Source organism: Chryseolinea sp. T2, assembly GCF_037203685.1.
GTDB lineage: Bacteria > Bacteroidota > Bacteroidia > Cytophagales > Cyclobacteriaceae > Chryseolinea.
In genome coordinates this window covers 42926-68633 of the sequence record NZ_JBBCAU010000008.1, presented here as the reverse complement: position 1 = coordinate 68633, position 25708 = coordinate 42926, and the positions used below count along the sequence as shown (strand labels likewise).

The window sequence follows — 25708 nt, the reverse complement described above, 5'->3', positions numbered from 1 at the left end:
GTTGCTGTTAAAAACCAATGTTCAAGCCAACCTGATAAGACTTGTAGTTGGGCATCGTATTGTGATCGGTGCCTCTGTCGAACGAAGAGTTCGCGGTACCCGAGCTGATTTCGGGATCCATTCCGGTGTAGTTCGTATACGTGAGCAGATTTCTTCCGGTGAGTACAAGCTGAAGCTTGCGAAAGGCATTCATATGAAACACCTTGGAAATATCAACTCCTACAGATACGTTCCTCAGACGAAGGAAAGACGCATCTTCGTAGAAATAGTCCTTCGTACCGTTGGCCTGACGCTGCGCATATACTCCCCGATAGAATGCAGTCCATGCACCTGTTTCTCCGTCGATCGTAATTGGCTTTTCATAGTCGCTATGAATACCGTCGCGATACATCCACTCCTTGGTCTGGTTGTAGAGATGACTTCCATTCATCCAATCGAACTGGAAGGACAGGTTGACCAGATTTCGGAAGCTCAGGTCGTTGATAAACGACATGTTAAAGTTCGGATTGGGATCTCCGAAACTGTATAGACCTGACGTGAAATAGGGCTGCTTGGTTGATTTACTTACAACGTACCCGTTACTCGCCACAGTATAGTTTGCCTGATCGGCTTCTGGAATATAGAAGTTACCGTTTGCGTCGCGCGCATCAACCTGATGCAACGAAAGGCGACCGTACAGCTGTCCTATCTTTTCACCAGGCTTCAGCACATAGTTAGTGCTTCCTGCGCTGGACAACACAACTATTTCCTGTCCGTTGGTAGAGGTTATTTCCGATGTCTGCTTGCTGAAGTTGGCGACAAAATTCCAGGTCAATGCGTTGTTATTGAAAACCTGGAAGTTCAACGATGCCTGAAGTCCGCGCGATTCAATAGAGAATGCGTTGTCCAGTAAAGTTCCTATGCCGGTTGTCGGCGCAACGTTCACATCGTAGATCGCATTATCGGTACTGCGTTTCCACCACGTTACTGAAAGTCCAATGTCGTTAAGCCAGTTTGAGTTCGCATTCACAGCGAAGTTCATATCAGATCCGATCTCAAACTCGCGCGACACTTCCACGTCCAATCCCGGGTTAGGCTGTGCCGCTGGAGTATAGAATGAGCTTGTCTCACCCAGGCTCTTCGTACCCAATTTCAAATATCGATCGAAAGGCTTTGGTTGAATGCCCGCCTCTCCATACGCAGCACGTAATTTAAACTCGGGCATTGCATCAGATATACCTGCGCCCTGCCAGAATCCAAGTGAAGAAATTCTCAAATAAGCATCTCCTCGCGGAAAGGTGAATGGCTTCGATCCTTTGCCGAACGAAGAAGAATAGTCGCTGCGGAATCCACCTGACACTCCGGCCACTTCTCCAAACTCGAACCGTTGATTGACAAGATAGCCATACGTAAAGAAGGGCTCTGTATAGTCCCCACCATAGTATACTGGGTCGGTCTTTTGCCGCGTTACATCGGCCGCTGGAATGACAAAGGTTGTTGCCTGACTCGCTGTGAATGGCGTATACGTAGGCAGCCCGAGTCCATAAGTAATGTAATGACGGTAATCGGTCTTGCGCACATCGTAAGACACCTGAGTAGTGGCGACAATAGGAACATCCATGTTGAAGTCATTCTTGAAATCAAGTTTCAGGATGGCCGTTCCAAGGAAGTTTTGAAATGTTTTGTGAAAGGCATAGTTGTCGATTTCACCATAATAGTCGGTGGCAAAGTTGGACACATATGATTGTGTAGCCACTGCGTTGTTATTGTCCGACTGATTACGGAAAACTGTTTGTTGCTCCTGCTGTTGCCAGTTGAGGCCGTACTTCAGATCGACTTCAACAAACTTCGGAAACTTGTAATTCAGATTGAAGTTTTGAATGATATCAATCTTGTTGTCTTTGTATTTTGTATTGCGTTGATAATACAAAGGGTTGAAGTGGTTGACGCCAACGGCATCTCCGAAGTATGCTGCTACGTCACCATCAGTATCCAGTTCATCAAAGTTGGCAAATGGCCGCGCGTTGTTTACACTGTAGATGATAGTCCTGTCAAGAGTCTTGATTGTATTCTTGGTGTAAGCGAGTTGAGTTGTTGTTCGGAACGTAAGACCCTTGGCAAGCTGAAAGCCAAGGTTTGCTACAAAGTTGGTACGATTCAAGGCGCCGTTCTCAATGATGTTGCTTTCCTGATAGTTGTTCGATGCCGACACCATGAAGTCGATCTTATCGCTTCCGCCCGATACCGACACGCTGTTGTTGAAAGTGTTAGCAGGGCGGAAGAAAAAATCATAGTGATCATAATACTTTAGGTTTTGATCATAAGGCTTGTCGAGTTTGCTGGTGAGCGCAAGTGGATTGTATTGAACGTTCTCACTATAGACAAGCGTTTCGGGATCCAGTGTTAGTGGATTTCCCGACGTACCTATAACGACGTTGTTCTGATCCGTGGTGAAGGCGTGATACTGTGCCTTCCGCAAATTGCCCACATTGAGATAGGTGTTGTTCGCGACGCTGCTCGAGACGTCAATGTTTACTTTTCCGGCTTTTCCCTTCTTCGTGAAAAGTTGAATAACTCCGTTCGCGCCCTGAGCACCATAGATGGTTGCCGACGCCGCGCCCTGCACGACTTCAACGCGTTCGATCGTGCTAAGATCGATCGTATTCAGGTTCGTTGCCGCCACCTGAACGCCATCGATAAGAATGATCGGCGCAGTACCACGGTTGATTGTGTTGATACCCCGAAGCACAATGTTCACATCAGCGCCAGGCGTTCCACTAACGCTGCTGATTTGAGCACCGGCAATTTTGCCAACGAGTGCCTGGTCGATTGATGCCGTCGGTGCCTGAGGCAGTTCGCTTGCTGCGACAGACTCAACAGAGATTCCAAGTTTGCGTTTGTCGGTTGCAACGCCGACGCCGGTTACAACGATTTCCGAAAGTTGTGTGACGTCAGTGCTCAATTGAACATTCACTACCGATCGGCCTTCGATGGTGACCTCTTGTGTTTTCAATCCGATAAAGGAGAAGACGAGGACGGATCCTGATTCCGGAACAGACAGGCTAAAGGATCCATTGCTGTCGGTAACGGCACCGGCAGTGGTCCCTTTCACGAGGACATTAACACCGGGAAGGTCGGATCCATCATCAGCGGATGTGACCTTTCCGGAAATCGTTCGCTCCTGTGCAAAAGCGGAAAGCGCAGAAGCGAGTAACATGTACATGAGTACAAGTCTCTTCATAGGTTTAGGTTAGGTTAGGTGAAAAATTTCCTTACACCTAAACCTACGTGAGGTAGCTTCCAGTCAAAACACGCGTTATGGGGTATTTGGATTGGCGCTCAGCATGTTGACTCATAGCGTTTGCACCGCTAACGTTTGATCTTTCAGGGGAAGAGTCGTGAGAACCTTATTTCAGCAGGAAAATCCAAAGGCGATGCAGAAAGCCGGAATGTTGGCTTTATCTCTTACAACAAATACCAAAGGGTCAGCAACTAACCCATATGACGTCAATTTTGTAAACAAATAATCCCCTGATTCGGGAGGTAGGAGGGTAGCGCAGGTACGGTGGATTGGAGGAAAAAGCAAAAGCCCTCGCAGTGCAGGGCTTTCGTATTCGGGCAATGGATGTAATTCGATCAGGCTTCCGCAACGGGCTCAACTGATACGAAAGACTTACCTTCTTTTTTCTTTTTGAAAACAACAACGCCGTTAGTCAGGGCAAACAAAGTGTGGTCTTTGCCGATGCCGACGTTCTTGCTTGGGTGATGCTTGGTTCCGCGCTGGCGAACGATGATGTTGCCGGCAACAACCTGCTGACCACCAAACACCTTAATGCCCAGTCGTTTGCTTTCTGATTCGCGACCGTTCTTTACTTTACCTTCACCTTTTTTATGTGCCATGGCTTAATGTCTTTTGCTTTTGGTAAATAAGGGGAATCAGCGATTACCCGATGCTGTTGATTTGAACTTTGGTAAACTGCTGGCGATGGCCATTCTTTTTGGCATAGCCCTTTCTGCGCTTCTTTTTGAAGACGATGACCTTGTTGCCCTTTACGTGCTCGAGAATCTTACCCGACACGGTAACGCCACTCACAGTAGGGGCGCCAATATTAACTGTCGTTCCGTCATCGGTAAGGAGGACCTTGTCGAAGCTTACTGCTGCGCCTGCCTCTCCCTCCATTTTAGGAGCGTAGATATATTGATCTTTAGCCACTTTGAACTGTTTGCCGGCAATGTCTACAATTGCGTACATAGCTTTTCTGAAAAATTGGACTGCAAAGGTAGGCAAAGATTTAAGAAAGTCAGATGGGGAATTCGAATATTTTGAAAAAAGGCTTTTGACGATGCTCTGAAAATTTTCAAAAAAAAATCTTTTCCTACGTTAGCTCACAGAATCCGCTAAATGGCGGCGATTAAGACGTTATTTTACAGTTACTTAACTGTCCACAAGTTTTCCACAAGTTGTCCACAATCGGTATATATGGGCCGGAATCGCAGTTTTGATAATTAGAACCATTCTATTTCATTTGTACACTTGACGCTGCAGGGGCGGTTACAACTCTGCATCAAGCAAACAAACAAATTTACAGGAGACAGCGGGGAACTGGTGAAAAACCGGTACCCTGTTGAGCTTTTTTTCACTTTTAAAACCTATTGCCATGAGCCATGCCATGAAAGAGGAACCGATTCTGAAGGAGAACAAAGACCGCTTCGTGCTTTTTCCTATCCAGCAACATGACATCTGGAAGTTCTACAAACAGGCCGAGGCGAGTTTCTGGACGGCAGAGGAAATTGACCTGAGTCACGACCTGCGTGACTGGGCAACCTTAAACGATGGCGAACGCCATTTTATCACCCATGTATTAGCATTCTTTGCCGCCAGCGACGGCATCGTAAACGAAAACCTCGCTGAACACTTCGTTTCAGAAGTACAGTACACTGAGGCTAAATTCTTTTACGGCTTTCAGATAGCGATCGAAAATATCCATTCTGAAACCTATTCGCTACTGATCGACACGTATGTAAAAGATACCAAGGAAAAGGACAAACTTTTCCATGCTATCGAAACGATGGATTGCGTTAAGAGAAAAGCCGACTGGGCATTGCGCTGGATTAACCAGGGCAACTTTCAGGAACGCCTCATCGCATTTGCCGCCGTTGAAGGCATTTTCTTCTCCGGATCATTCTGCTCAATCTTCTGGTTGAAAAAGCGCGGACTGATGCCCGGCCTCACATTCTCGAATGAACTCATCTCCCGCGACGAAGGATTGCATTGCGACTTTGCCTGCCACATCTACACTCAACACGTGGTCAATAAACTTCCTGTTGACACTATCGTAGACATCATCCGCGATGCCGTTGAAATCGAAAAAGAGTTCGTCACCGACGCACTCCCCGTTAACCTCATCGGAATGAATGCTGCACAAATGCGCGAATACATCGAATTCGTAGCTGATCGTCTTCTCAATGAACTTGTGGGTAAGAAAATCTACAACACAGCTAATCCATTCGACTTCATGGACATGATTTCATTGAGAGGTAAAACCAACTTCTTTGAAAAACGCGTGGCTGAATATCAAAAAGCCGGAGTAATGAACAGTATGGAGAAAGATACCGCTCCTAAATTTTCACTCAACGAGGATTTTTGATTACTTTCAATCACTTTTTAACCTATTCTTCTTACCACAACCCCTTACCTAAAAGATGCTTGTACTAAAACGCGACGGACGCAGAGAATCTGTCAAGTTCGACAAAATCACCGCGAGGATTGAAAAGCTCTGTTATGGATTAGATCCGAAGTTCGTCAACCCGGTTGAACTGGCCATGAAGGTGATCAATGGCCTGTATGATGGTGTTTCTACTCAAGAGTTGGACAATCTCGCTGCAGAGATTGCTGCAACAATGACGACTAAACACCCTGACTTTGCCAAGCTGGCGGCACGCATCGCCGTTTCCAACTTGCACAAGACTACCAGCAAGTCGTTCTCTAATACGATGAAACGACTTTATACTTACGTTGATCCTAAGACCGGTGAAAATGCACCGCTCATTTCTAAGGAAACATGGAAAGTTATAAAAGACCATGCCGCTGAACTGGATGAAGCTATCATCTATGACCGCGATTTCAGCTACGATTACTTTGGCTTCAAAACGCTTGAGCGTTCGTACCTGATGAAAGTTGAAGGCAAGGTGATCGAACGTCCTCAGCATTTACTCATGCGTGTAGCGGTAGGGATACACGGTGAGGATATTGCAGGTGCCATAGAGACGTACAACCTTCTTTCAGAAAAATGGTTTACGCATGCTACACCGACGTTGTTCAACGCCGGCACGCCTAAGCCACAATTGTCATCGTGCTTCCTCCTCACGATGAAAGACGATAGCATCGATGGCATCTACGATACGCTGAAGCAATGCGCTAAGATTTCTCAATCTGCTGGCGGTATTGGCTTGAGCATCCACAATGTTCGCGCTAAGGGCTCATATATTAAGGGAACAGGTGGTACTTCAAATGGTATCGTGCCCATGCTGCGCAACTTCGACATGACTGCACGCTATGTTGATCAGGGCGGTGGCAAGCGCAAAGGCAGCTTTGCTATCTATCTTGAGCCATGGCACGCCGATATCTTCGATTTCCTCGACCTTAAGAAGAACCACGGTAAAGAAGAACTTCGCGCACGCGACTTGTTCTTTGCGGTTTGGATCTCCGACCTCTTCATGAAGCGCGTTGAAGGCAATGAAATGTGGTCATTGTTCTGCCCTAACGAAGCTCCCGGACTAGGTGATGTGTGGGGTGAGGACTTCGAAAGACTGTACGAGAAATACGAGAAAGAAGGCAAGGCACGTCGCCAGGTGAAGGCACAGGATCTCTGGTTCGAAATACTGGAGTCTCAGATCGAAACCGGAACACCTTACATACTTTACAAGGACGCTGCTAACCGGAAATCAAATCAAAAGAATCTCGGTACTATCAAGTCAAGCAACCTTTGCACTGAAATTATCGAGTATACCTCTGCTGATGAAGTTGCTGTATGTAACCTCGCTTCGATTGCTCTTCCTAAGTTTATCACTGCTCAGGGCAAGTTCGATCACCAGAAGTTGTACGAGATCACCAAGGTGGCAACACGTAACCTGAATAAGGTTATCGATATCAACTATTATCCGGTAGCTGAAGCACGTACTTCTAATATGCGCCATCGCCCGATCGGACTTGGCGTTCAGGGACTTGCTGATTGCTTCATCATGCTCCGCATGCCTTTCGATTCTCCGGAAGCACGTGCTCTTAATGAAGAGATCTTCGAAACGATCTACTTCGGAGCGATGGAAGCCTCTATGGAACTTGCCAAACTGAATGGTTCATATGAGACCTTCAAAGGCTCGCCTGTATCAAAGGGCATCTTCCAGTTCGACATGTGGGGAGTTACACCTAAGAGCGGTCGCTGGAACTGGGAACAACTGAAGCGCGATGTAAAGCAACATGGCGTTCGCAACTCTTTGCTGGTTGCTCCAATGCCTACGGCATCTACTTCTCAGATCCTCGGAAACAACGAGTGCTTCGAACCATATACTTCGAACATTTATACTCGTCGCACGCTCTCAGGAGAATTCATCATCGCTAACAAGCACCTGATGAGAGACCTTATGAGCCTGGGCCTCTGGAGCGAAACTATGCGCCAGAAGCTCATCGCGTCAAATGGCTCCGTTCAGAATATCGCAGAAATCCCTCAGAACATTAAGGATATCTACCGTACTGTTTGGGAGATCTCACAGAAGGCAATCATTGACATGTCGGCCGATCGCGGTGCCTACATCTGTCAGTCACAAAGCCTGAACATACACCTTACAAACCCTAACTTCGGAAAGCTCACTTCGATGCACTTCTACGCATGGAAGAAAGGTTTGAAGACTGGCATGTACTACCTGCGCTCTACGGCTGCAGCCGATGCTATCAAGTTTACGCTTGATAAATCAGCGATCCAGGAAACAGCGGGTGTTGGTGTAGCACTTGCTCTGAATTCCGAACCTGTTAAAGCTGAAGTTGGAGCAGAACACGCAGTTGTCGACGATGCACAACAAAGCATTCCTTACGAGCAGGGAGCTGACTACGATCAGAAGCGCTCTGACATGATGTGCTCGTTGGATAATCCGGATGCCTGCGAAGCTTGCGGTAGCTGATTGAAGTCAAGCTTAGTCCCGAATAGGACAAGTTAAATTATAAAGCCCTTGTCAGTTGATCCTGACAAGGGCTTTTTCGTTCTAACCATAAACATTGTCGGCGCAGATCGGATAATGATGCTTTCGTTCGGAACCGCAAATACTCACTAATGAACTTGTCCGAATCTGATTTACAATGACTCTGTCAGTCCAAACTTTACATTCCTAATGTCAAAGCCAGTCAATTCAATGAAAGCCGGGGCGGTCAAAGATCTGATGACAATTCCGGGGGTCGGTAAATCCATTGCCACCGATCTTTGGAATATTGGGATTACCAAAGTGGAGGACCTGAAGAAGCAGGACCCTGACTCCCTGTTCGACCTGTCGAATCGCTTCGCAGGAGTTGTTCAGGATCGTTGTCTTCTCTATGTGTTCCGATGTGCCGTCTATTATGCGGAACACACGAAGCACGAGCCTGAGAAACTCAAGTGGTGGAACTGGAAAGATAAACCAGTGGCATCAGCAAAAAAGGCAAAGGACGCCATTCGGCGCTAGTCAAAACCGTTCCGCGCTGGCAGAACTAAGCGACATTCGATATTGCTCCGGCACCACATCACCCAACATCGAACCGACCGGTATTGAAGGGTAGATTTCCTCCAGCGTCATGACCTTATTCATAAACACACGCCTGTTGATCTGATGCCTGTTCAACTTTGCGGGATCAGACAGGCCGGCAGCACCAAGGAGCTCAACAAAGCTTTCAATTGTATTCTTATGAAAGTTTGCAGTGCGCACCTTCTTATCATCTATGACGAGGCCAGCAACCAGTTCGGGATCTTGTGTGGCTACTCCGGTGGGACATGTATTCCTGTTACACTCCAAAGCCTGAATGCAACCCACTGCCATCATCATTGCGCGTGCGCAGTTACAAAAATCGGCGCCCAGCGCAATAGCACGCACAAGATGAAAACCTGTGAGAACTTTACCGGATGCTCCTACTTTGATATGCTGGCGAATGTTAAACCCTTTCAGCATGTTGTCGACGAACGCAAGCCCATCGAGCATAGGCATGCCGACGAAGTTTGAGAATTCCGGGGGCGCGGCTCCAGTGCCTCCTTCGCCACCGTCAACTGTAATGAAATCGGGATAGCTGTCCATCTCGACCATCGCCTTGCAAATGGATATAAACTCACTTCGGCGTCCAACGCAAAGCTTCATGCCGACAGGTTTGCCGCCTGCAAGTTCGCGCAGCTGTTGAATAAACTTAATGAGTTCGCGTGGCGTGCCAAATGCGCTGTGATAAGGAGGAGAAAATACGGTGGTTCCAGGTTTCACGAGTCGTATAGCGGCCACTTCAGGTGTGTTCTTCTTCGCCGGCAATATGCCGCCGTGGCCAGGCTTGGCCCCCTGGGAAAGCTTAAGCTCGATCATCTTCACCTGAGGCAACGCGGCATTCTTTGCAAAAGCATCAGGAGAAAACTTACCGTCTTCCGTACGAGCACCAAAATATCCTGTGCCTATCTGCCATATCAGATCACCGCCATACTTCAAGTGGTGCGGACTGATTCCGCCTTCTCCGGTGTTGTGAGCAAAGCCGCCAATTGCAGCGCCAGCATTCAATGCTTCAATGGCGCGACCGCTCAGAGAACCAAAACTCATGGCGGAAATATTGAGCACACTTGCCCTGTAAGGCTGCTTGCAATCTTTATTACCAACGTGTATTCTGGGATGATGGTCGATCGTATGAAAGTCGAGTGGCACCATCGCGTGACTCATCCACTCATAACCCTCGGCATATACGTCGAGCTGTGTTCCAAACGGAGTAGTATCGATCTGCTCTTTGGCACGCTGGTAGATTACGGATCGGTCGATGCGACTTACCGGTTTCCCATCTGTATCCGACTCAACAAAGTATTGCTGAATCTTTGGTCGCAGGTCCTCGAACACGTAACGCAATCTGCCCAATACCGGAAAATTCCTCCTTATTGACTGCTGTCGTTGAATCATGTCGGCGACGCCCATAAATATTACCGGGCCTGCTAACAGAAATGCAAACAGAGCGTATGGCCAAAAGTATGCCCATACCAGAATCAGCAGCGTGACGATAATGCTGACTGTGACGAATTCTCTTCTCATAGGATACGATATGTGTAAAGATAGCAAGTTGGGAACTAGTGATCCAGCAAACAGAGGCATTGCAAATGACGTTCATGGAATTCCCATTATTCATCTGCCACCGCAATAACCAAGGGCGCAGCAGTGTTGCAGATGAATACCTGAATTCTTCTTGTGAAACGACTAAGTGCTAAAGACTAATGTTCAATTGTAGGTGATAAAAGACGGGGCACGAACAAAACTGGCACTGTACTTTATTCTCAGGTTTGACGTAACCTGAATTTTGAAAGACGACACGTCTTCGGGTGTTCGCGGATAGTAGAAGACCTTTAGCTCAACAGTTCCAAAGACAAGGTTTTCGTTTCGCGTGCGGATGCCTGCACCCAGACAGGCATAGGGAGCATCAAACCAAAGTAATTTATCCTTTGGTGCTAGAAGGACGAGATCAACAAACGCGAGTGGCGCGAAGTGAAACCCCAGAAACTTCCAGGGCGTAAACAATGTCGTTTCGTAACGCGCATGTAGCCGCTTGGTACCAAGAACACTATCAGCGCGAAATCCTTCAAGGCCGTACGAATCTCTTATATCCAGCAATGTATTCAATCGCTGATTGAACACGTAGGTAAAGTCTGCTGTAATTGTGCGGCGAAGCATAAACCGCTTGAAGTGGTAAAGTCTGCTGAACAATTGTCCATATAGCAGAATCGTCGCATCCTCCATGCGTGTTTTATTGATGAAAGAACCCGTTCGCAACGAGAAGGTATAGAAGTTACCTTTGGGTCGGACGAATGACTTTTCAATATCAATCCCGAGATATGGTCTGTCTACTCCCATGAGTCGTTGCCATCCGGCAAGGGCCGCATAGGAATGACCATACGGCACGTCCTCCGTACGACCGAAACCTAAGACGTATTGGGTCTTATAGAACTCCTGCTGGAATATTGTAAAGGCCCCGAGCACCGCTGTCTGAGTGTTAAATATCGGGTTGGCTCGCTCATACACGCGCTCCGGCTGTTCGGTAAAATCAAATTGATAAAATCTTCCGCTGACGAAGTGTCGATTTCGACTGAGCCTGTTCTTTCTTATTCCCAGGTTGTAGCCAAGCCATACGTCGTAGACGTTGTAGCCATAATTCTTATATATTGAATCAGGTCTGTTGTAATAGTTATGTGCAGTGTTCTTGCTCAGCTCCAGGCCGCCTGCAAAATGTGAATACGCCGACACCAACGGCCTGTCTAAGCGAAAGTATATTGAAGATTCATATTCATCGCCCAGGCTTACACCTTCATTCAGTTGCGTGACCCCGGCCGTTAGATTGATGAACGTTCCCGCAACGCTGCTCTTCCTGTAGAAAAATGAATTACCAAAACCAGGGTTTCTATCGTGGTCATATAAGCCGTTATACTGCATGCGCTGACCCGCGCCTCCCACGTTCACATCATATACCCGAAAGGAGAATTTGTCGGTACCCCTGGGACTTACACGACCACCAATACTGAAGACGTCACGAGTAAGCACCAGTACATCGACAGAATCTTCTGTGCTTGAAAGTGGTACCACGAAAATCCGCGCGTCAACTATGAAGTCCAGATCGCGCAGAAAGCGCTCATTATCCGCCAACGTGTAGGCATTCAACTGGCGTTTCTCCGAGAACAAAAGGTGGTCCCGGATCAACCACTCGCGCGAATTCCTATGAACCGCGTTCGCGACCTTCGCTCCAAAGTTCTTAATGTTATTAGTAGTGTCGGTGATACTTTTTTCGAATCCGACATGATTGACGATCACTTTACGAATGATCTTGCCGTCGTAGGGTAGAAAGATTTCCTCGCTTTTGAGGTTTAATACACCCTCCTTTGGAGGTTGCCTGCTAATGGCTCCGAGTATTTCTCTGGATACCTTGCTTCGGTTGGCCACGTCTTCCAGGGTTGTGGAAGTGTCGATTTTCGCTGGCTCTTGTGCCATCGCCTGCAATGCCATAAGAGACAGCACACAGAACAGCGAGATAATTCGCACTAACCACATGGAGGGACGACCCGTTTTTTTCATCAATAAAGAAAAAACCCCGCCAAAAACACAGGCGGGGTCTTGAACTCTGTTTGATGAAATCTTCGACCAGCTTTTGCGGAGTCGCGGATATTGGAAATTTCCCGGCTAAAGTGCTTCAACGGCCTGAACTTCACCCGGCATCATACGGGTAAAGAGATTTTCAATTCCCGCCTTAAGCGTCACAGTTGAAGACGGGCAGCCGCTGCAGGAGCCTTGAAGCTTAACCTTCACTATTCCATCACGGAAAGAATGATAGGTAATAGCCCCACCGTCCTGCTCTACTGCGGGGCGTATATAGTCGTCAAGAATGGTCTTGATCTTTTTGATTGTGTCTGTTTCCTCCTCAGAAACAACTTCCGATTCCGGTTCCTTGATATCGATGATCAGCTTGCCTGCCTCGAGGAACTTTCGGATGTGATCCTTGAGCGTTTGCTGGATTTCGAGCCACTCAACATCCCCAGTTTTGGTTACCGTAACAAAGTTACTGGCAAAGAAAACCCGGTCTACGAATGGATAGGCAAATAGCTCCAGCGCCAGAGGTGACACGGATGCGCTCGCCACATCTGGAAAATCAAAACTCATTCCATCGGGAACGAGCATGTCGTTCACTACAAACTTCAAAGAGTTCGGATTTGGATTCGATTCCAGGTATATATGGACGTTTTTGGGAGCTGCCTGTAGCATGATGCTGTTTTTTATTATTCTCAACAAAATTACGGAATTTAAGTTCGGCATGAGGCTACCGGCCAAAAATCATAAGTTATATTGCCCCCTTGTTAATTGTCTAAAGGACTGAAATTGAGCCAGAAGAGAATAATTCAGATCATTTTTGTGCTGCTGGGAATCACCGCGGTAGCACATCTGCTTAGCTTTTACGCATCCGTTTCCGTCCCCCATCTGATGCTTGTGGGGTCAAGATGGATAACCTGGCTTTTCGTAATTATTTTCGCAGTTCGCAAGAAGTCACTGACAACCTGGATCCTTGTCAGCATGATTATCGGAGTAGAGATCGGGTTGAACTTCCCCGTGTTTGCACAGAACCTAAGCGTCCTTAGCAAGATCTTCCTGCGGCTCATCAAGACTATTATTGCCCCGATCCTCTTTGCCACTCTGGTTGTCGGTATCGCGGGGCACTCAAATCTGAAGCAGGTGGGACGCATGGGCTGGAAGTCGATCGTCTATTTTGAAGCGGTAACGACACTGGCGCTGCTGATCGGCGTGCTGGCAATCAATATTACCAAGGCAGGATCCGGAATTGTCCTTCCGGAACATTTCCAACAAGATCTTCCGGAAGCGAAAGCCCAAAGCTGGCAGGATGTTGTCCTCCATATTTTTCCGGAGAACTTCGTTAAATCGATTTACCATGGAGATGTGCTCCCCATAGTTGTCTTCAGCGTAATTTTCGGAATATCACTTGCGCTATTACCGGAAGCAAGGAAACGACCTCTTCTGGAGTTTACGGAGAGTCTGGCGGAAGCAATGTTCAAGTTCACGAACATTATTATGCACTTCGCACCGTTTGGAGTTGGAGCTGCCATCGCAGTTACAGTGGGTCACCTGGGAATTGATATTCTTACATCGCTGCTTAAGCTTCTGTTTACTCTTTACGGTGCACTGATTGTATTCCTCACCTTTGTGTTATTGCCCGTTGCCCTCCTGGTAAAAGTGCCTATTCGCAAATTTATTAAAGCCATCTCCGAGCCGGTGTCAATTGCCTTTGCAACAACGAGCTCGGAGTCCGCGCTGCCCAAAGCCATGGAAAATATGGAGAAGCTCGGCGTGCCCCGTAAGGTTGTTTCTTTTGTACTCCCTACGGGCTATACGTTCAATCTCGATGGTAGCACCCTCTACCTTGCATTGGCATCGGTTTTCGTTGCGCAGGCCGCAAACATTGATCTCAGTATCGGTGATCAGATTTTGATGGTATTCACCCTTATGCTCACCAGCAAGGGTGTAGCAGGCGTTCCCCGCGCCACTTTGGTGATCCTTTTGGGAACTGCAGCGTCATTCGGCTTACCGTTGTGGCCCATTATGGCAATACTGGGTATTGATGAGCTGATGGATATGGCGCGTACTTCCGTGAATGTTATTGGTAACTGTCTGGCTACTGTTGTCGTGGCCAAATGGGAAGGCGAATACAAGGAGCCCGAAGGCGACATTAATTTCGACTGACGCTAAGATTGTCTCATTTCTCCGCGGGTACCGCGGCCGTTAGCTTTGCCGTTTTGTCGCGAAGCAGGAAATCGACGATTACCAGTGCGGCCATCGCCTCAACAATAGGAACTGCCCGTGGAACCACACATGGATCGTGTCTTCCTTTTCCACTTACAGTAGTTTCACTTCCATGCACATCAACAGTCTGCTGATCCTGCATTATCGTAGCGACCGGCTTGAATGCGACATTGAAATAAATATCCTCGCCGTTTGAAATGCCGCCCTGAATGCCTCCTGAAAAATTCGTTCGCGTTCTGATTCTACCCTCTTCATTATAGAAGGAATCGTTATGCTGTGAGCCCAAAAGCTTTACGCCTTCGAAGCCGCTTCCGTATTCAAAACCCTTCACTGCATTGATGCTGAGCATTGCCTTTCCAAGTTCGGCATGCAGTTTATCAAACACCGGTTCTCCTAAACCAACAGGTGTATTTTTTATCACGCAAGTCACAATGCCACCAATCGTATCGCGATTAAGCCGCACCTGATCGATATGAGCGATCATTTGCTCCGCTGTGGCCGGGTCGGGACATCGCACGATATTATCATCGGTTTTCGACAGGTCAAGCTCCTTATAATGTGGAGCCTGGATTCCGCCCACTTGCGAAACATAAGCATTGATAGAAACCCCTTCATGATGCAACAGCAATTTAGCTATCGCACCGGCTGCCACACGGGCCGCAGTTTCACGTGCAGAACTGCGACCACCACCACGATAATCACGAACGCCATACTTGGCATCATAAGTGAAGTCTGCGTGTGAAGGCCTGAACGTTTCAGCTATGTGACTATAATCTTTACTCCTCTGATCAGTATTTTCTATGACGATAGCGATTGGAGTTCCTGTGGACTTACCTTCAAACACCCCAGATAAGATCTTGCAGGTGTCGTCTTCCTTTCTCTGCGTGGTTATCCGACTCTGTCCTGGCTTTCTCCGCTCGAGCTCATGCTGAATAAAAGCCTCATCAATTTCTAGTCCAGCCGGGCAGCCATCGATTATCACTCCTATGGCAGGCCCGTGAGACTCGCCAAATGTTGTTATCCTGAATAATGTTCCGTATGAATTCCCCATAGTTCAATCGCTCTGACCGCTGGCTATTTTTTGATCACAAGATACACCGACGCACCCAACATAACCACTATGAAACCATTGAAGACCCATTTGATCCAACTGGTTTCTGCAGATGCAAGGAGGTGATTGTCCAGTGATCCGATCTTGTTATAAAAATTGCCTGCGTCGTTCGCGAGAATTGCTTCATTCTTTTTGCTCTCACCCGTTACGTTAACTGTGAGCTTCGATTTCAGGGTATCATACTTTGCCGTCTTTGGGTTAAAGAATACCCACTGATAATAATCACCGAGCTTGTATTTGCCCGGCTCTTTAGGGATCATGAAGTAGTTGAACGATTTATTGCCCGTTACCCGGTTGTGCTGGCGATTGATGTCTTGCCTTACACTTGGTTCATAAAATTCAAACTTATCATCTGCTTTTGTAGCGGGACGTTCAATTGCCGAGATGTTACCTTCTCCGAATATGTTATACATGTAGCCGACGCTTTGCCCTGTTTGAAGTTCTGTGGTTCTGATTCTTTCGTCAAGCCTATAGTCGCCAACTGCAACAGCATTCTTCATGGGATGTGGAGGCAGCTCCTTAACTCTTATACCCTTCGGTTTGGTGTAAAACTTTTTAAAGTCTTCCTGTCGGTTTTGTCCAAAAAACGACGGGTTCTTCGCCACTTTATATTTGATCATCTCCAGCCCTACGGAAGGAAAACTGATAGGCTCTGCATTCAGAGGAAAATAGGTAGCCTGATATACCTTATACTGTGTGTAGTCTTTGCCGTTAATCCGAACACTTTCGCCATCTATGTTTTCGATATTGAAATTTTCCTCCCAGCAATTGGTTGGCTTTATCTTCTTCAGAATGTCGGCAAGCTGTTTTCCCAATTCATAGAATTGTAGTGGAGCACGATTGTCCTGGGAAACATAGAACGAAAGTGTTGCATTAAATCCTTCACCAACAAAGACTTCATCCTTGCTTGTAGTAAGAGCTAGAAACGCGTCTTCCTTAATGTCGACGAATTCAGGATCGCCATTGTTGCCGAAGAAATCATCGGTATTTCTATCAAAGAAGCTCTTGAATGGGTCGCGCTGTTGCTGTTGCTGAGCTGCAGGTCCAACCTTTACCTTTTTTCCGGGCACGTTTATCGGCTTATCGTTTACCTTCATTGAAAAGGCAGGAATGGTAAACGTCCCCTGTCTTTCGGGAAGGTAGGTCATGATTACACTTTGCGAAGACGAGACCTGCCCATTAACGATGTTTGTTGTCGACTGCGTGCTCTGACCCCTTTTCCGAAATCCGGCGATGTCAGGAAAATTATCGAAGCTCTTAAGCCGGTCGTTTTGCACCGTCACGGTAATCGTCCAGGCCTGGTTTTCTCCGATCTCATTAGGACCGAGAGTAACCTGAACAGTCTGCGCTAATACATGTTGGCACATGAAAACGAGACTGATCGCAACAACAAATTTTAAATATATTTTGGACCTCATATAAAATCCGGGCACCTTTCACTCGTTACAAACTTATGTAAAACGCTGTTAAGGTGAGAAAAATGCCTTCGGCGCCGGTAAAATAGTCTTGATTTTCGGTTATACGACCGGGAAATAGCCCGTCTCCCGACAATCGTAAAGAAAAGTTTATCAAGATTCTTTTACTTTCGGCCGACAATTTTTTATCTTAACAGTTGTTAGGGACTAATTTTTTTGACTGACATGCTCAATTACGTTAAAATCGTGCTCACCAAGGTGAGTTTCAGTGCGCTGTTGTTCGAGAAAGAGCTTCGCAAAGCGATCAACATGATGATCGGCGAAGAACTGAACGAACTCCGAAATTGGTGTTACACTAAATTCGGATCTGAACACGAAGACATTTTAAATCGTTGCTTCGTGGTTGCTTAAGTTTCAAATGAACCAGCAGGTTCGGAGGAGCTCTCGGAAAGACCGGGAGCTTTTCTTTTTTATAGGCTTTTCAGATTTCATACATCAGTTTACCCCTATTGTACCCTACTTCGCTGCTTCCTTGTCACCGGCAACGAAATCTATATTCCTCATCAATCCCGCATAACGCGACCGTTGCAGCGGCGACTTCTTGAAAACAATATCGAAAACCTCCTCGGTCATTTCTTTCCACTCGCGTTTGCTCGTTCTTAACATACTATCGTCTGGCTCAAATCTCGGTTCCTGATGAGGCTTTGAAAAGCGATTCCAGGGACACACCTCCTGACAGATATCGCACCCAAAAATCCAGTCATCAAACTTACCCTTCATGTTGCCAGGTAACTGATCCTTAAGCTCAATGGTGAAATAGGAAATGCACTTGCTTCCATTCACTTCATAGGGAGCGGGTATAGCATCCGTTGGACAGGCATCCATACAGGCGGTACAGGTTCCGCAATAGTCCTTTACAGGTGAATCGTAATCCAAAGAAAGGTCGATCACCAGCTCGGCAAGGAAAAAGAAACTGCCCATCTCGCGGTTCAATAGCAAACTGTTCTTTCCGATCCAGCCAATGCCGCTGCGTTTTGCCCAGGCCCTCTCCATTACGGGTGCCGAATCGACGAATACTCTGCCCGAAACCATTCCAATCTTCTCGTAGATGGTCTCCATGAGGGCCCTCAGCTTATCGCGTACAACAAAATGATAATCCTCTCCATATGCATACTTGGCCACCTTGAATGTATCAGCGCGCTGCTCTTTCGCGGGGTAATAATTGTAGATGAGACTAACGACAGACTTGGCACCAGGGACAAGCAATGTTGGATCGAGCCGCTTATCGAAATTACGCTCGAGATAACTCATTTCTCCGTGGTAGCTGCGCTTCAGCCAGTCTTCGAGGCGTGGAGCTTCCTCCTCAAGGAATTCAGCCTTTGAAATGCCGCAGAAGCTGAAACCCAGCTCGAGTGCCTTCATTTTTATCAGTGCGGTTGATTCAGACTGCAGCATTTGCAAAATTACAACGTTTTGCTGGCTCGTTTTTTGACGATTATTTTAATTGATGTCAACGCAAGGCAACTCAGCTTTTTAATACGAGATCGCCGGAGTGTGTTCCCCGAAAGAAAGTTTGAAGGCCGACAAGAAAAAAGAGTTTGATGCGAGAAGTGCTGAAGCATTTTATGGAGAGTTGCAAAAGCGGAGTCAGGTGAAAAGTCGAAGACGATAACCTTGGGACAAGAAAGTTAAAGAGAGGATTGAGATGCTAAATGGTCACTTTGAAAATGCAATGATTACACGGGTTCTTCATATATCACACAGATACAACGGCGACTTTGTACGTTGCGTCCTGTTGGCAGCAATTCTTCTAGGCACTGTCGCGTGTCAGAATGATGGGAATGATCCACAATCTGAGGAACCCCATGCGTTAGTTGACGCGACGCTGGTGTATACGCTTTCCGCGACTCAGATCCAGGCTATCGCAAAGCTTTCAGGGCTTGATATCAACGTCAGCGAGTTCGTGGGCGATGTGGATATCTACAAGGTGAAGTACAATACAGAATACAAAGGTGTCAACCTCGTTGCGTCGGGTTTGATATCGCTCCCTAAGTCGGGCGCAGCAGCTCCTGTCATAAGTTATCAGCATGCAACCATCACACGCGACGCAGATGCGCCATCGAATTTTTCTGTTAGCAAGCCGGAGACTCTGGTAGCGGGTGCCTTTTCATCGTCCGGATTTGTTACGGTTATCCCAGACTACGTTGGATACGGTTCGACATCATCAACCTTTCATCCGTTCTTTGTAGAGGACGCCCTCGCTGCTTCAGTTATAGACATGTTACATGCGGCAATAGAGCTCGCAGAAGAAAAGAATGTAACGCTCGACAAGAAATTGTTTCTGGCCGGATATTCTGAGGGAGGATACGTCACGATGGCAACTCATAAAGCCATTGAGGCCGATGGCGTAGGGTACCTTGAACTTACCGCTTCTTTTCCTGGAGCCGGCGCTTACGACCTGCAGGACATACAAGAGCGTCTATTTGCGATGAATACATACGAATATCCATTTTATCTTGGATACATAACCCTGGCTTATCAGCATACTTATGGTTTTAACACTGTACTTACAGATTTTTTCCAGGAGCCGTACGCCAGCCGTATGCCTGGCCTGTTTGACAATCTAAAGGGTTTTGGTGAAATCAACAGTCAATTAACCACTGACGTAGGGGCCCTTATACAACCGGAATTACGAACAGGTTTGCTTACAGATACAAGGTATAAGTATCTGGCGGATGCGTTTAAGCAGAATTCACTGACAGACTGGAAACCCACGAAGCGGATGTTCATGTATCACGGAACATCTGACACAACCGTGCCTTTTGAAAATTCAAAACATACCTATGACGTTTTAATTGGAAATGGCACCAGTACTGACATTGTTTCTCTTACGCCATTGCCCGGGGATCACCTTAGTGCGGTTACTCCATACGTTGCAGATCTGCTAATCAAAATATCAGCCCTGAAATAATTCTAATTTAACTAACAGCCCTAAAAGTGAAACGTGTCCTCCTCATTCAGGTGGTAACTATCGAATTAACCCCAGAGGTCTTTGGGATATTCCCCTGAGTTCACGAGTTCTTTGATCCGTCTTGAAACCTCCTCCTTGTCTTCCTTGTAGGTAACACCAAACCAGGTATTGCTTCCTTCCAGAATCTTGACGCGCCCTTTATTCGAATGGATCAGCTCATTGACGATGATAGGAATGTAAAACTCCGCTTTCAGGTTTGACTTATTGTTCTTCAGGAAATCGCGGAACAGTTTGTCTGTGTAATCAAAAAGATCGGGTTGAAATCCCCAGAAGTTCATTGACGTAGGAGTTTCGGGACTCATAACCAGATCGCCTTCCTTTTCTTTCGCGATGATCTTTCCGTTTTCTTTTACAATTGTCGTCCGTTCAACAACTGATGTAAGATAACCGGCGGCATCCTGCTCTCCACAACCGCGCGATACGCTTCCGTGTTCCGACAAGACGTTCTTCAAAGTATACCCCACCATGGCGTTGTCCTTTGACTTATCGCCATTGAAAAAAGAGGCTACCGATTCAAATGACTTGCGTCCGTAAAAGTCGTCGGCATTGATTGCGACGAATGGTTCGTTGATGACATTTCTGGCACAGAGCATTGCATGGCCAGTTCCCCAGGGCTTCGCCCGCTCCGGGTTGCGGAACTCGGGATCCACCATCTTATCGAGCGACTGGACAACAAATTCGACTTCTACCTTCCCCTGAAGCTTTGGAAGAAACTTTTCCTTTACTGCATCGAGAATCTCGTCGCGAACTATGAACACCACTTTGGTAAATCCTGCCTTTACGGCATCGTAAAGCGAATAGTCCATGATGGTTTCACCATTTGGACCGAATCCATCGATTTGTTTTATGCCTCCATAACGACTACCAATGCCAGCTGCCAGTACGAGTAAAGCGAGTTTTTTTCCACGATTATTTGGTGTGTCCATTGTGTTTTAGTTTATTTCCAACTTCGAGTTGAACGGTGTTTGCGCAAACATGTAAGTTTTGACGCGGCTAAAGGGCGCTTGAACAAGTGATCTGGCAACCCAAAAAAATGCCGCTTTCTTATGATCAGTTCCAAAAAGTGTATTGATCAGGGGGCAAAAATATACTTTTAACTCAATTTACCGATAATGGTCCTCCACGTTAATCGGCAACTACGCTTTCAAAACTTATAAATTAATAGCCATGAGTGCGCAACCAAAGTCGTCCTACGCCCTTTCCATGATCATTCTCGGTGCCTTGTACTTCGTGCTGGGATTTGTCACCTGGGTGAACGGAACGCTGATTCCCTACTTCAAAATTGCGTGTGAATTACAGACCGACCTGCAATCATTCCTGGTCGCTACTTCTTTCTTTATAGCCTATGCGGCGATGGCAATTCCGTCTTCTTTCGTTCTGAAGGCAACTGGCTATAAGAAGGGGATGGCTGCGGGCCTGATGGTGATGGCGCTGGGTGCAATTCTGTTTGTTCCCGCGGCACAGAGCAGAAACTTTAGCATGTTCCTGACAGCATTGTTCATACTTGGTACAGGTTCAGCGCTACTGCAAACAGCGCAGAATCCATACGTCTCTATCATCGGTCCGATTGAAAGCGCAGGGTCGCGGATCAGCATGATGGGTATCTGTAATAAGGTCGCTGGTATCCTGGCGGGTCTGATTTTCGGCGCAATAGCTCTGAAAAATACCGATACATTGGTTGAAAGTCTGAAAACAATGGATGCTGCCACGAAGGTTGAAACCTTGAACGAGCTCGCATCCCGCGTCATTTTGCCTTATGCTATGATAGCCGGCGTGTTAGTACTTCTAGCTGTCGCAATCCTCTTTTCCAATCTTCCCGACATTCAGGATGACGGAGGCGATGCAGGACCTGAAACCAAACTATCCACGACAAAAACAAGTGTGTTTCAGTTTCCACACGTACTCCTTGGCATGGCCGCTATCTTCCTTTATGTTGGAGTTGAGGTTATGGCTGGTGATACGATTATCAGCTATGGTATTTCTCTCGGAATAAGCATTGCTGATGCGAGGTTCTTCACTCAATACACCCTGTCGTTCATGCTCCTGGGATATGTCGTAGGTATTTTCGCCATTCCAAAATATATCTCGCAGTCGGCGGCCCTGAAGTGGTGCGCTATCCTTGGGGTAATCTTTACCGTGTTGGCCGTAACTACAAGCGGTTACGTTTCAGTCTTCTTTATCGCCTCCCTTGGTCTTGCCAATTCGCTGATGTGGCCTGCGATCTTCCCTCTGGGTATCGATGGCCTCGGTAAGTTTACGAAGATCGGTTCGGCATTGCTTGTGATGGGTATCGCAGGTGGCGCCATCCTTCCTTTGGTTTATGGCTGGCTTTCGCTGCACAGCTCGTCGCAGCTCGCGTATGTAATGATGATCCCTTGCTATTTGTACATCCTGTACTTTGCTCTCAAGGGTCACAGGGCTGGCAAGACCGCTTAGGATTTAATATTAAAGTCATTTTGATCGATTAATAGCACTTAGTGCATGGGGCCCGTGAGGGCCCTTATTTTTTTAAAAAATATTTTCTGACAACTGTCCATATGCAGAGGATTGGACCGTCATGTAGTAAATTATTATCAACCAAAAACTCTTAATCATGGAAAAGTACATGTTCCTGTTCCTGGGCGGCGACCCCAGTCACCTCTCACCTGAAAAGCAGCAAGCACACATGCAGAAGTGGTTCGAATGGGTGGAGAAAATGAAAAATGAAAAACGTTATGTCTCTGGTGAGGCGCTCATGCCAGGCGGCAAAACTGTAACCGGCCCCAAAAAGGTGGTAACGGATGGTCCATACGCTGAATCCAAGGAAGTAGTGGGAGGTTATTTTGTTATTCTGGCGAAAGACCTCGATGAGGCAACTAAGCTGGCAAAGGATTGTCCAGACTACGAACTCAACGGTATCGTAGAAGTCCGGGAGGTAGTGAAATTTGATTAAGATCATTTGACTATGGACTTCGATCCTGGCATCTATTTGATCACCGTCGTGATGATGATTGCCGGTTGCCGCGAACAGCAACAGGTAGAATCCCCGGACACCAATAAGGAAACCGCTCTGGCCATGTTCGATGCTTTTAACAAACACGATTGGCAAAAGATGGCTGACTACTACGCCGAGGGCGCTGACTTTCTTGATCCATCGCTGGGTAAAAGCTTTGTAAAGCAGTCGCACAAAGAAATCGTTGATAAGTATCAGGGTATGCAACAGATGTTTCCGGATATTAAAGACGAGGTGACCAGTGTACATGTTGACGGTGAAGCGGTGATCGTTCAATTCACCTCGCATGGCACTATGGACGGAGGTACATCTTTCAGCCTGCCTATTATTACGGTACTCACTTTCGATGACGGACTCATCACTCGCGATGCGACCTACTATGATCTCGAAAATGAGTAAATTTATGAATGCTCGATAATCAGGTCAATCAACTTATCGGCCATCTGTTCCGGCACGAAGCGGGAAAGATGGCCGCCGTGTTGACGCGTTTGCTGGGCTTTCAATCTCTCGATCTGGCGGAAGACATTGTTCAGGATACGTTGCTAAAAGCGATGTCGGCCTGGAAGTTCAAGGGCATTCCTGACAATCCATCAGCCTGGCTATACACTGTTGCAAAGCGAAAAGCAATTGACGCCATTAGAAAGCATCGGCTTCAGGCTCAACATTCAGAATATATTCACGAGGCATTGCGTTCCGAATGGACGTTGACTCCAACACTGGATAGTTCATTCCTGCAGAATGAGATTGAAGACAGTCAGCTCCGAATGATATTCGCCTGCTGCCATCCTGCGATTCCATACGAGTCCCAGATAGCCCTTACGTTAAAAACATTGTGCGGGCTGAGTATTCTGGAGATCGCCAACTGCTTTCTTACATCCCAGGACGTAATCACAAAACGCCTCTATCGGGCACGTGAAAAAATCAGGGACGAGAAGATTTCGTTGGAGGCGCCGCTGCCTGCTGCAATGACCGGACGCATGGATGCTGTCCTTCATTCACTTTATCTGCTATTCAACGAGGGATACAATTCTTCGCATCCAAACCAGCTAATCCGACATGATTTGTGTGAAGAGGCAATTCGTTTGTGTATTCTCCTCACCCGAAATGCCATCACAGACACTGCCGACACTCGTGCACTACTCGCACTATTTTGCTTTCAGGCGTCGCGTGAGGATGCGCGAATCAGTTCTGATGGATCAATCGTCCTGTTGAAGGACCAGGATCGGTCAAAGTGGAGCTCATCACTTATCGATCGTGGAAAGTATTTTCTTGAACAGTCCGCCGGCGGTGATCATGTTTCGGTTTATCACATTGAAGCGGCTATAGCTGGCTGCCACACGCGAGCTAAAACCTTCGAAGAAACCGACTGGACCCTTATTGCTGAACTGTATGCGATTCTGGCCGGCATGAAGCCCGGTCCGATTGTGTCGCTGAACCTTGCTATCGCAACAGGCTACAGTAAATCGCCATCGTCGGGACTGGAAGCGCTGAAACAGATTGAAGGATTAGACGATCACTATCTTTATCATGCTGCCATGGGCGACTTCTATGCACGCAGCGGAAATGAAACCGAGGCGAAACGCTGTTATGATAAAGCTTCGGGTCTTACTGCTTCGAATGCTGAAAGAAATCTGCTCGCCTTAAAGCAGTCCGAACTTTCATCAATATCTCGCCAATACGTCGTTTACAACGGCAACCATAGACGCTTCGCGCGCGGCAAAGTCGCCGCGGATGGCGACAAAAGGAATGTTTCTTTCAGTGAGCGCGGTGCGGAATAGCTCCATCATCTCCTCGCGCCGGTCCCCCAGGTCACGGAGACCATCTGCGACCCACGGCACATCGACATCAAGCAGGAAATACAATGCATAGCTCGTCTTTTCTTCCAGCTCTAAAAGTATCTGTGGTACAACTCCGAGATAGTGTTTAGAATAGATTTGCGTGGTGATCACATCCGTGTCACAGAAGAGCAGCCTGTTTGCCTCACGTGTCTTTTCCTCAACACGCTTATCATGAGCTTTTCCAATTTCTATGATATCATTAACGTTGAAATCGTTACTGATGAGCATCTCCCGCGCAACTTCCGGCACAAATGAAGTATTGAATCGTTCAGCGAGCCGGATTGTAAGTGTTGATTTACCTGTACTTTCTGCGCCATACACGCAAATCTTCTTAACAAAATAGTATCGCGCGGGCTCGGCAATGAAATTCCAATAGGTCAATGGCTTCGATCGGATCATCGTTGCCGACACAGGGATTCGCTTTCGGTCGCTATCAAATAGCAGATGTTTTGCGCCCAGGTGATATGCGAACGGCTCACCGTATTCTTCGGAGCTCACCACCACATCTACGACAGGATAAGTACGACGAATGAAGTCGCTCCAGATTTTTGTGCGATCTTCAAGTGGAAGTGTTTCGTCATCAAAGTCATCGAGAACCTTAAACGACTTTGCCTTCGGCAAATGAGCAAGGGACTTACGTACCCAATCGAAACGAACATCACCGGGAATTGGATCATGAGGGGTATAGCTCATTGAAACTATCACCTCATCGCAATGGCTACACGCGCACTCGACCAGGGCGATATGACCCTTGTGTACAGGCATGAATTTACCAATGACCAGGCCACGGACCAT

Annotated in this window: 21 protein-coding genes; 10 read left to right on the top strand and 11 right to left on the bottom strand. The window is 47.1% G+C overall.

Annotated elements, in window-relative coordinates; genetic code table 11:
- Window positions 1–7 precede the first annotated feature (7 nt).
- The 3 genes from WBG78_RS23540 to rplU form a co-directional block, all read right to left on the bottom strand.
- Window positions 8–3220 (bottom strand): SusC/RagA family TonB-linked outer membrane protein, encoded by a 3213-nt coding sequence (locus WBG78_RS23540; RefSeq protein WP_337328959.1) that lies wholly within the window; start codon window positions 3218–3220, stop codon window positions 8–10.
- 395 nt (window positions 3221–3615) lie between these two features.
- On the bottom strand, window positions 3616–3879 hold the full coding sequence (rpmA, locus tag WBG78_RS23535; RefSeq protein WP_337328958.1) for a 50S ribosomal protein L27: 264 nt from the start codon (window positions 3877–3879) through the stop codon (window positions 3616–3618).
- 43 nt (window positions 3880–3922) lie between these two features.
- Window positions 3923–4231: a 50S ribosomal protein L21 gene (rplU, locus tag WBG78_RS23530; protein ID WP_337328957.1), complete on the bottom strand. Its 309-nt coding sequence runs from the start codon at window positions 4229–4231 to the stop codon at window positions 3923–3925.
- A gap of 406 nt (window positions 4232–4637) precedes the next feature.
- On the opposite strand from rplU, the gene WBG78_RS23525 reads away from it, so the two are divergent.
- The 3 genes from WBG78_RS23525 (at window position 4638) to WBG78_RS23515 (ending at window position 8688) form a co-directional block, all read left to right on the top strand.
- A complete protein-coding gene (locus tag WBG78_RS23525; protein WP_337328956.1) occupies window positions 4638–5627 on the top strand; it encodes a ribonucleotide-diphosphate reductase subunit beta in 990 nt (329 codons plus the stop codon).
- Between the two features lie 55 nt (window positions 5628–5682).
- Entirely contained in the window at window positions 5683–8154 is a 2472-nt protein-coding gene (locus WBG78_RS23520; protein ID WP_337328955.1) for a ribonucleoside-diphosphate reductase subunit alpha, read from the top strand.
- Between the two features lie 207 nt (window positions 8155–8361).
- Window positions 8362–8688: a helix-hairpin-helix domain-containing protein gene (locus WBG78_RS23515; protein WP_337328954.1), complete on the top strand. Its 327-nt coding sequence runs from the start codon at window positions 8362–8364 to the stop codon at window positions 8686–8688.
- On the opposite strand, the gene WBG78_RS23510 is transcribed toward WBG78_RS23515, so the two are convergent.
- The 3 genes from WBG78_RS23510 to WBG78_RS23500 all read right to left on the bottom strand — a co-directional run bounded on the left by WBG78_RS23510 (window position 8689) and on the right by WBG78_RS23500 (window position 12978).
- On the bottom strand, window positions 8689–10269 hold the full coding sequence (locus WBG78_RS23510; protein ID WP_337328953.1) for an FMN-binding glutamate synthase family protein: 1581 nt from the start codon (window positions 10267–10269) through the stop codon (window positions 8689–8691).
- A 183-nt stretch (window positions 10270–10452) separates the two neighbouring features.
- Window positions 10453–12270 carry a hypothetical protein gene (locus WBG78_RS23505; protein ID WP_337328952.1) on the bottom strand — a complete coding sequence of 606 codons (1818 nt, stop codon included), beginning with the start codon at window positions 12268–12270 and terminating at the stop codon, window positions 10453–10455.
- Window positions 12271–12399: 129 nt separating this feature from the next.
- Window positions 12400–12978, bottom strand: coding sequence for a NifU family protein (locus WBG78_RS23500; protein ID WP_337328951.1), 579 nt, complete (start codon window positions 12976–12978; stop codon window positions 12400–12402).
- A 114-nt stretch (window positions 12979–13092) separates the two neighbouring features.
- Between WBG78_RS23500 and WBG78_RS23495 the strand changes: the two genes are divergently transcribed.
- Entirely contained in the window at window positions 13093–14466 is a 1374-nt protein-coding gene (locus WBG78_RS23495) for a dicarboxylate/amino acid:cation symporter (RefSeq protein WP_337328950.1), read from the top strand.
- Between the two features lie 13 nt (window positions 14467–14479).
- On the opposite strand, the gene aroC is transcribed toward WBG78_RS23495, so the two are convergent.
- Window positions 14480–15577, bottom strand: a complete 1098-nt coding sequence (aroC, locus tag WBG78_RS23490; RefSeq protein WP_337328949.1) for a chorismate synthase — start codon at window positions 15575–15577, stop codon at window positions 14480–14482.
- Between the two features lie 23 nt (window positions 15578–15600).
- Window positions 15601–17004 carry a BatD family protein gene (locus WBG78_RS23485; protein ID WP_337328948.1) on the bottom strand — a complete coding sequence of 468 codons (1404 nt, stop codon included), beginning with the start codon at window positions 17002–17004 and terminating at the stop codon, window positions 15601–15603.
- A 273-nt stretch (window positions 17005–17277) separates the two neighbouring features.
- Here WBG78_RS23485 and WBG78_RS23480 point away from each other — a divergent pair, with 273 nt between their 5' ends.
- Window positions 17278–17463 carry a hypothetical protein gene (locus tag WBG78_RS23480; RefSeq protein ID WP_337328947.1) on the top strand — a complete coding sequence of 62 codons (186 nt, stop codon included), beginning with the start codon at window positions 17278–17280 and terminating at the stop codon, window positions 17461–17463.
- A 105-nt stretch (window positions 17464–17568) separates the two neighbouring features.
- On the opposite strand, the gene queG is transcribed toward WBG78_RS23480, so the two are convergent.
- Window positions 17569–18474 (bottom strand): tRNA epoxyqueuosine(34) reductase QueG, encoded by a 906-nt coding sequence (queG, locus tag WBG78_RS23475; RefSeq protein WP_337328946.1) that lies wholly within the window; start codon window positions 18472–18474, stop codon window positions 17569–17571.
- A gap of 310 nt (window positions 18475–18784) precedes the next feature.
- Between queG and WBG78_RS23470 the strand changes: the two genes are divergently transcribed.
- Entirely contained in the window at window positions 18785–20023 is a 1239-nt protein-coding gene (locus WBG78_RS23470) for a lipase family protein (RefSeq protein ID WP_337328945.1), read from the top strand.
- A 65-nt stretch (window positions 20024–20088) separates the two neighbouring features.
- Here the strand turns inward: WBG78_RS23470 and WBG78_RS23465 are convergent, their stop codons facing one another.
- A complete protein-coding gene (locus WBG78_RS23465) occupies window positions 20089–21009 on the bottom strand; it encodes a nucleotidyltransferase family protein (protein ID WP_337328944.1) in 921 nt (306 codons plus the stop codon).
- 241 nt (window positions 21010–21250) lie between these two features.
- On the opposite strand from WBG78_RS23465, the gene WBG78_RS23460 reads away from it, so the two are divergent.
- The 4 genes from WBG78_RS23460 (at window position 21251) to WBG78_RS23445 (ending at window position 24853) form a co-directional block, all read left to right on the top strand.
- On the top strand, window positions 21251–22519 hold the full coding sequence (locus tag WBG78_RS23460; RefSeq protein WP_337328943.1) for a sugar MFS transporter: 1269 nt from the start codon (window positions 21251–21253) through the stop codon (window positions 22517–22519).
- A 157-nt stretch (window positions 22520–22676) separates the two neighbouring features.
- On the top strand, window positions 22677–23015 hold the full coding sequence (locus WBG78_RS23455) for a YciI family protein (RefSeq protein ID WP_337328942.1): 339 nt from the start codon (window positions 22677–22679) through the stop codon (window positions 23013–23015).
- Window positions 23016–23027: 12 nt separating this feature from the next.
- The gene (locus WBG78_RS23450; protein ID WP_337328941.1) at window positions 23028–23474 is read left to right on the top strand and encodes a nuclear transport factor 2 family protein; all 447 of its coding nucleotides are present in this window, start codon (window positions 23028–23030) and stop codon (window positions 23472–23474) included.
- A gap of 8 nt (window positions 23475–23482) precedes the next feature.
- The gene (locus WBG78_RS23445; protein ID WP_337328940.1) at window positions 23483–24853 is read left to right on the top strand and encodes an RNA polymerase sigma factor; all 1371 of its coding nucleotides are present in this window, start codon (window positions 23483–23485) and stop codon (window positions 24851–24853) included.
- Here WBG78_RS23445 and WBG78_RS23440 read toward each other — a convergent pair.
- Window positions 24737–25708, bottom strand: coding sequence for an AAA family ATPase (locus WBG78_RS23440; protein WP_337328939.1), 972 nt, complete (start codon window positions 25706–25708; stop codon window positions 24737–24739). The genes WBG78_RS23445 and WBG78_RS23440 overlap by 117 nt on opposite strands.

What these genes read in the sequence shown, in the direction of transcription:
- WBG78_RS23540 (WP_337328959.1), bottom strand. Translation starts at nt 3,220, where the DNA reads ATGAAGAGACTTGTACTCATGTACATGTTACTCGCTTCTGCGCTTTCC.
- rpmA (WP_337328958.1), bottom strand. Translation starts at nt 3,879, where the DNA reads ATGGCACATAAAAAAGGTGAAGGTAAAGTAAAGAACGGTCGCGAATCA.
- rplU (WP_337328957.1), bottom strand. Translation starts at nt 4,231, where the DNA reads ATGTACGCAATTGTAGACATTGCCGGCAAACAGTTCAAAGTGGCTAAA.
- WBG78_RS23525 (WP_337328956.1), top strand. Translation starts at nt 4,638, where the DNA reads ATGAGCCATGCCATGAAAGAGGAACCGATTCTGAAGGAGAACAAAGAC.
- WBG78_RS23520 (WP_337328955.1), top strand. Translation starts at nt 5,683, where the DNA reads ATGCTTGTACTAAAACGCGACGGACGCAGAGAATCTGTCAAGTTCGAC.
- WBG78_RS23515 (WP_337328954.1), top strand. Translation starts at nt 8,362, where the DNA reads ATGTCAAAGCCAGTCAATTCAATGAAAGCCGGGGCGGTCAAAGATCTG.
- WBG78_RS23510 (WP_337328953.1), bottom strand. Translation starts at nt 10,269, where the DNA reads ATGAGAAGAGAATTCGTCACAGTCAGCATTATCGTCACGCTGCTGATT.
- WBG78_RS23505 (WP_337328952.1), bottom strand. Translation starts at nt 12,270, where the DNA reads ATGTGGTTAGTGCGAATTATCTCGCTGTTCTGTGTGCTGTCTCTTATG.
- WBG78_RS23500 (WP_337328951.1), bottom strand. Translation starts at nt 12,978, where the DNA reads ATGCTACAGGCAGCTCCCAAAAACGTCCATATATACCTGGAATCGAAT.
- aroC (WP_337328949.1), bottom strand. Translation starts at nt 15,577, where the DNA reads ATGGGGAATTCATACGGAACATTATTCAGGATAACAACATTTGGCGAG.
- WBG78_RS23485 (WP_337328948.1), bottom strand. Translation starts at nt 17,004, where the DNA reads ATGTGCCAACATGTATTAGCGCAGACTGTTCAGGTTACTCTCGGTCCT.
- WBG78_RS23480 (WP_337328947.1), top strand. Translation starts at nt 17,278, where the DNA reads ATGCTCAATTACGTTAAAATCGTGCTCACCAAGGTGAGTTTCAGTGCG.
- queG (WP_337328946.1), bottom strand. Translation starts at nt 18,474, where the DNA reads ATGAAGGCACTCGAGCTGGGTTTCAGCTTCTGCGGCATTTCAAAGGCT.
- WBG78_RS23470 (WP_337328945.1), top strand. Translation starts at nt 18,785, where the DNA reads ATGATTACACGGGTTCTTCATATATCACACAGATACAACGGCGACTTT.
- WBG78_RS23465 (WP_337328944.1), bottom strand. Translation starts at nt 21,009, where the DNA reads ATGGACACACCAAATAATCGTGGAAAAAAACTCGCTTTACTCGTACTG.
- WBG78_RS23460 (WP_337328943.1), top strand. Translation starts at nt 21,251, where the DNA reads ATGAGTGCGCAACCAAAGTCGTCCTACGCCCTTTCCATGATCATTCTC.
- WBG78_RS23455 (WP_337328942.1), top strand. Translation starts at nt 22,677, where the DNA reads ATGGAAAAGTACATGTTCCTGTTCCTGGGCGGCGACCCCAGTCACCTC.
- WBG78_RS23450 (WP_337328941.1), top strand. Translation starts at nt 23,028, where the DNA reads ATGGACTTCGATCCTGGCATCTATTTGATCACCGTCGTGATGATGATT.
- WBG78_RS23445 (WP_337328940.1), top strand. Translation starts at nt 23,483, where the DNA reads ATGCTCGATAATCAGGTCAATCAACTTATCGGCCATCTGTTCCGGCAC.
- WBG78_RS23440 (WP_337328939.1), bottom strand. Translation starts at nt 25,708, where the DNA reads ATGGTCCGTGGCCTGGTCATTGGTAAATTCATGCCTGTACACAAGGGT.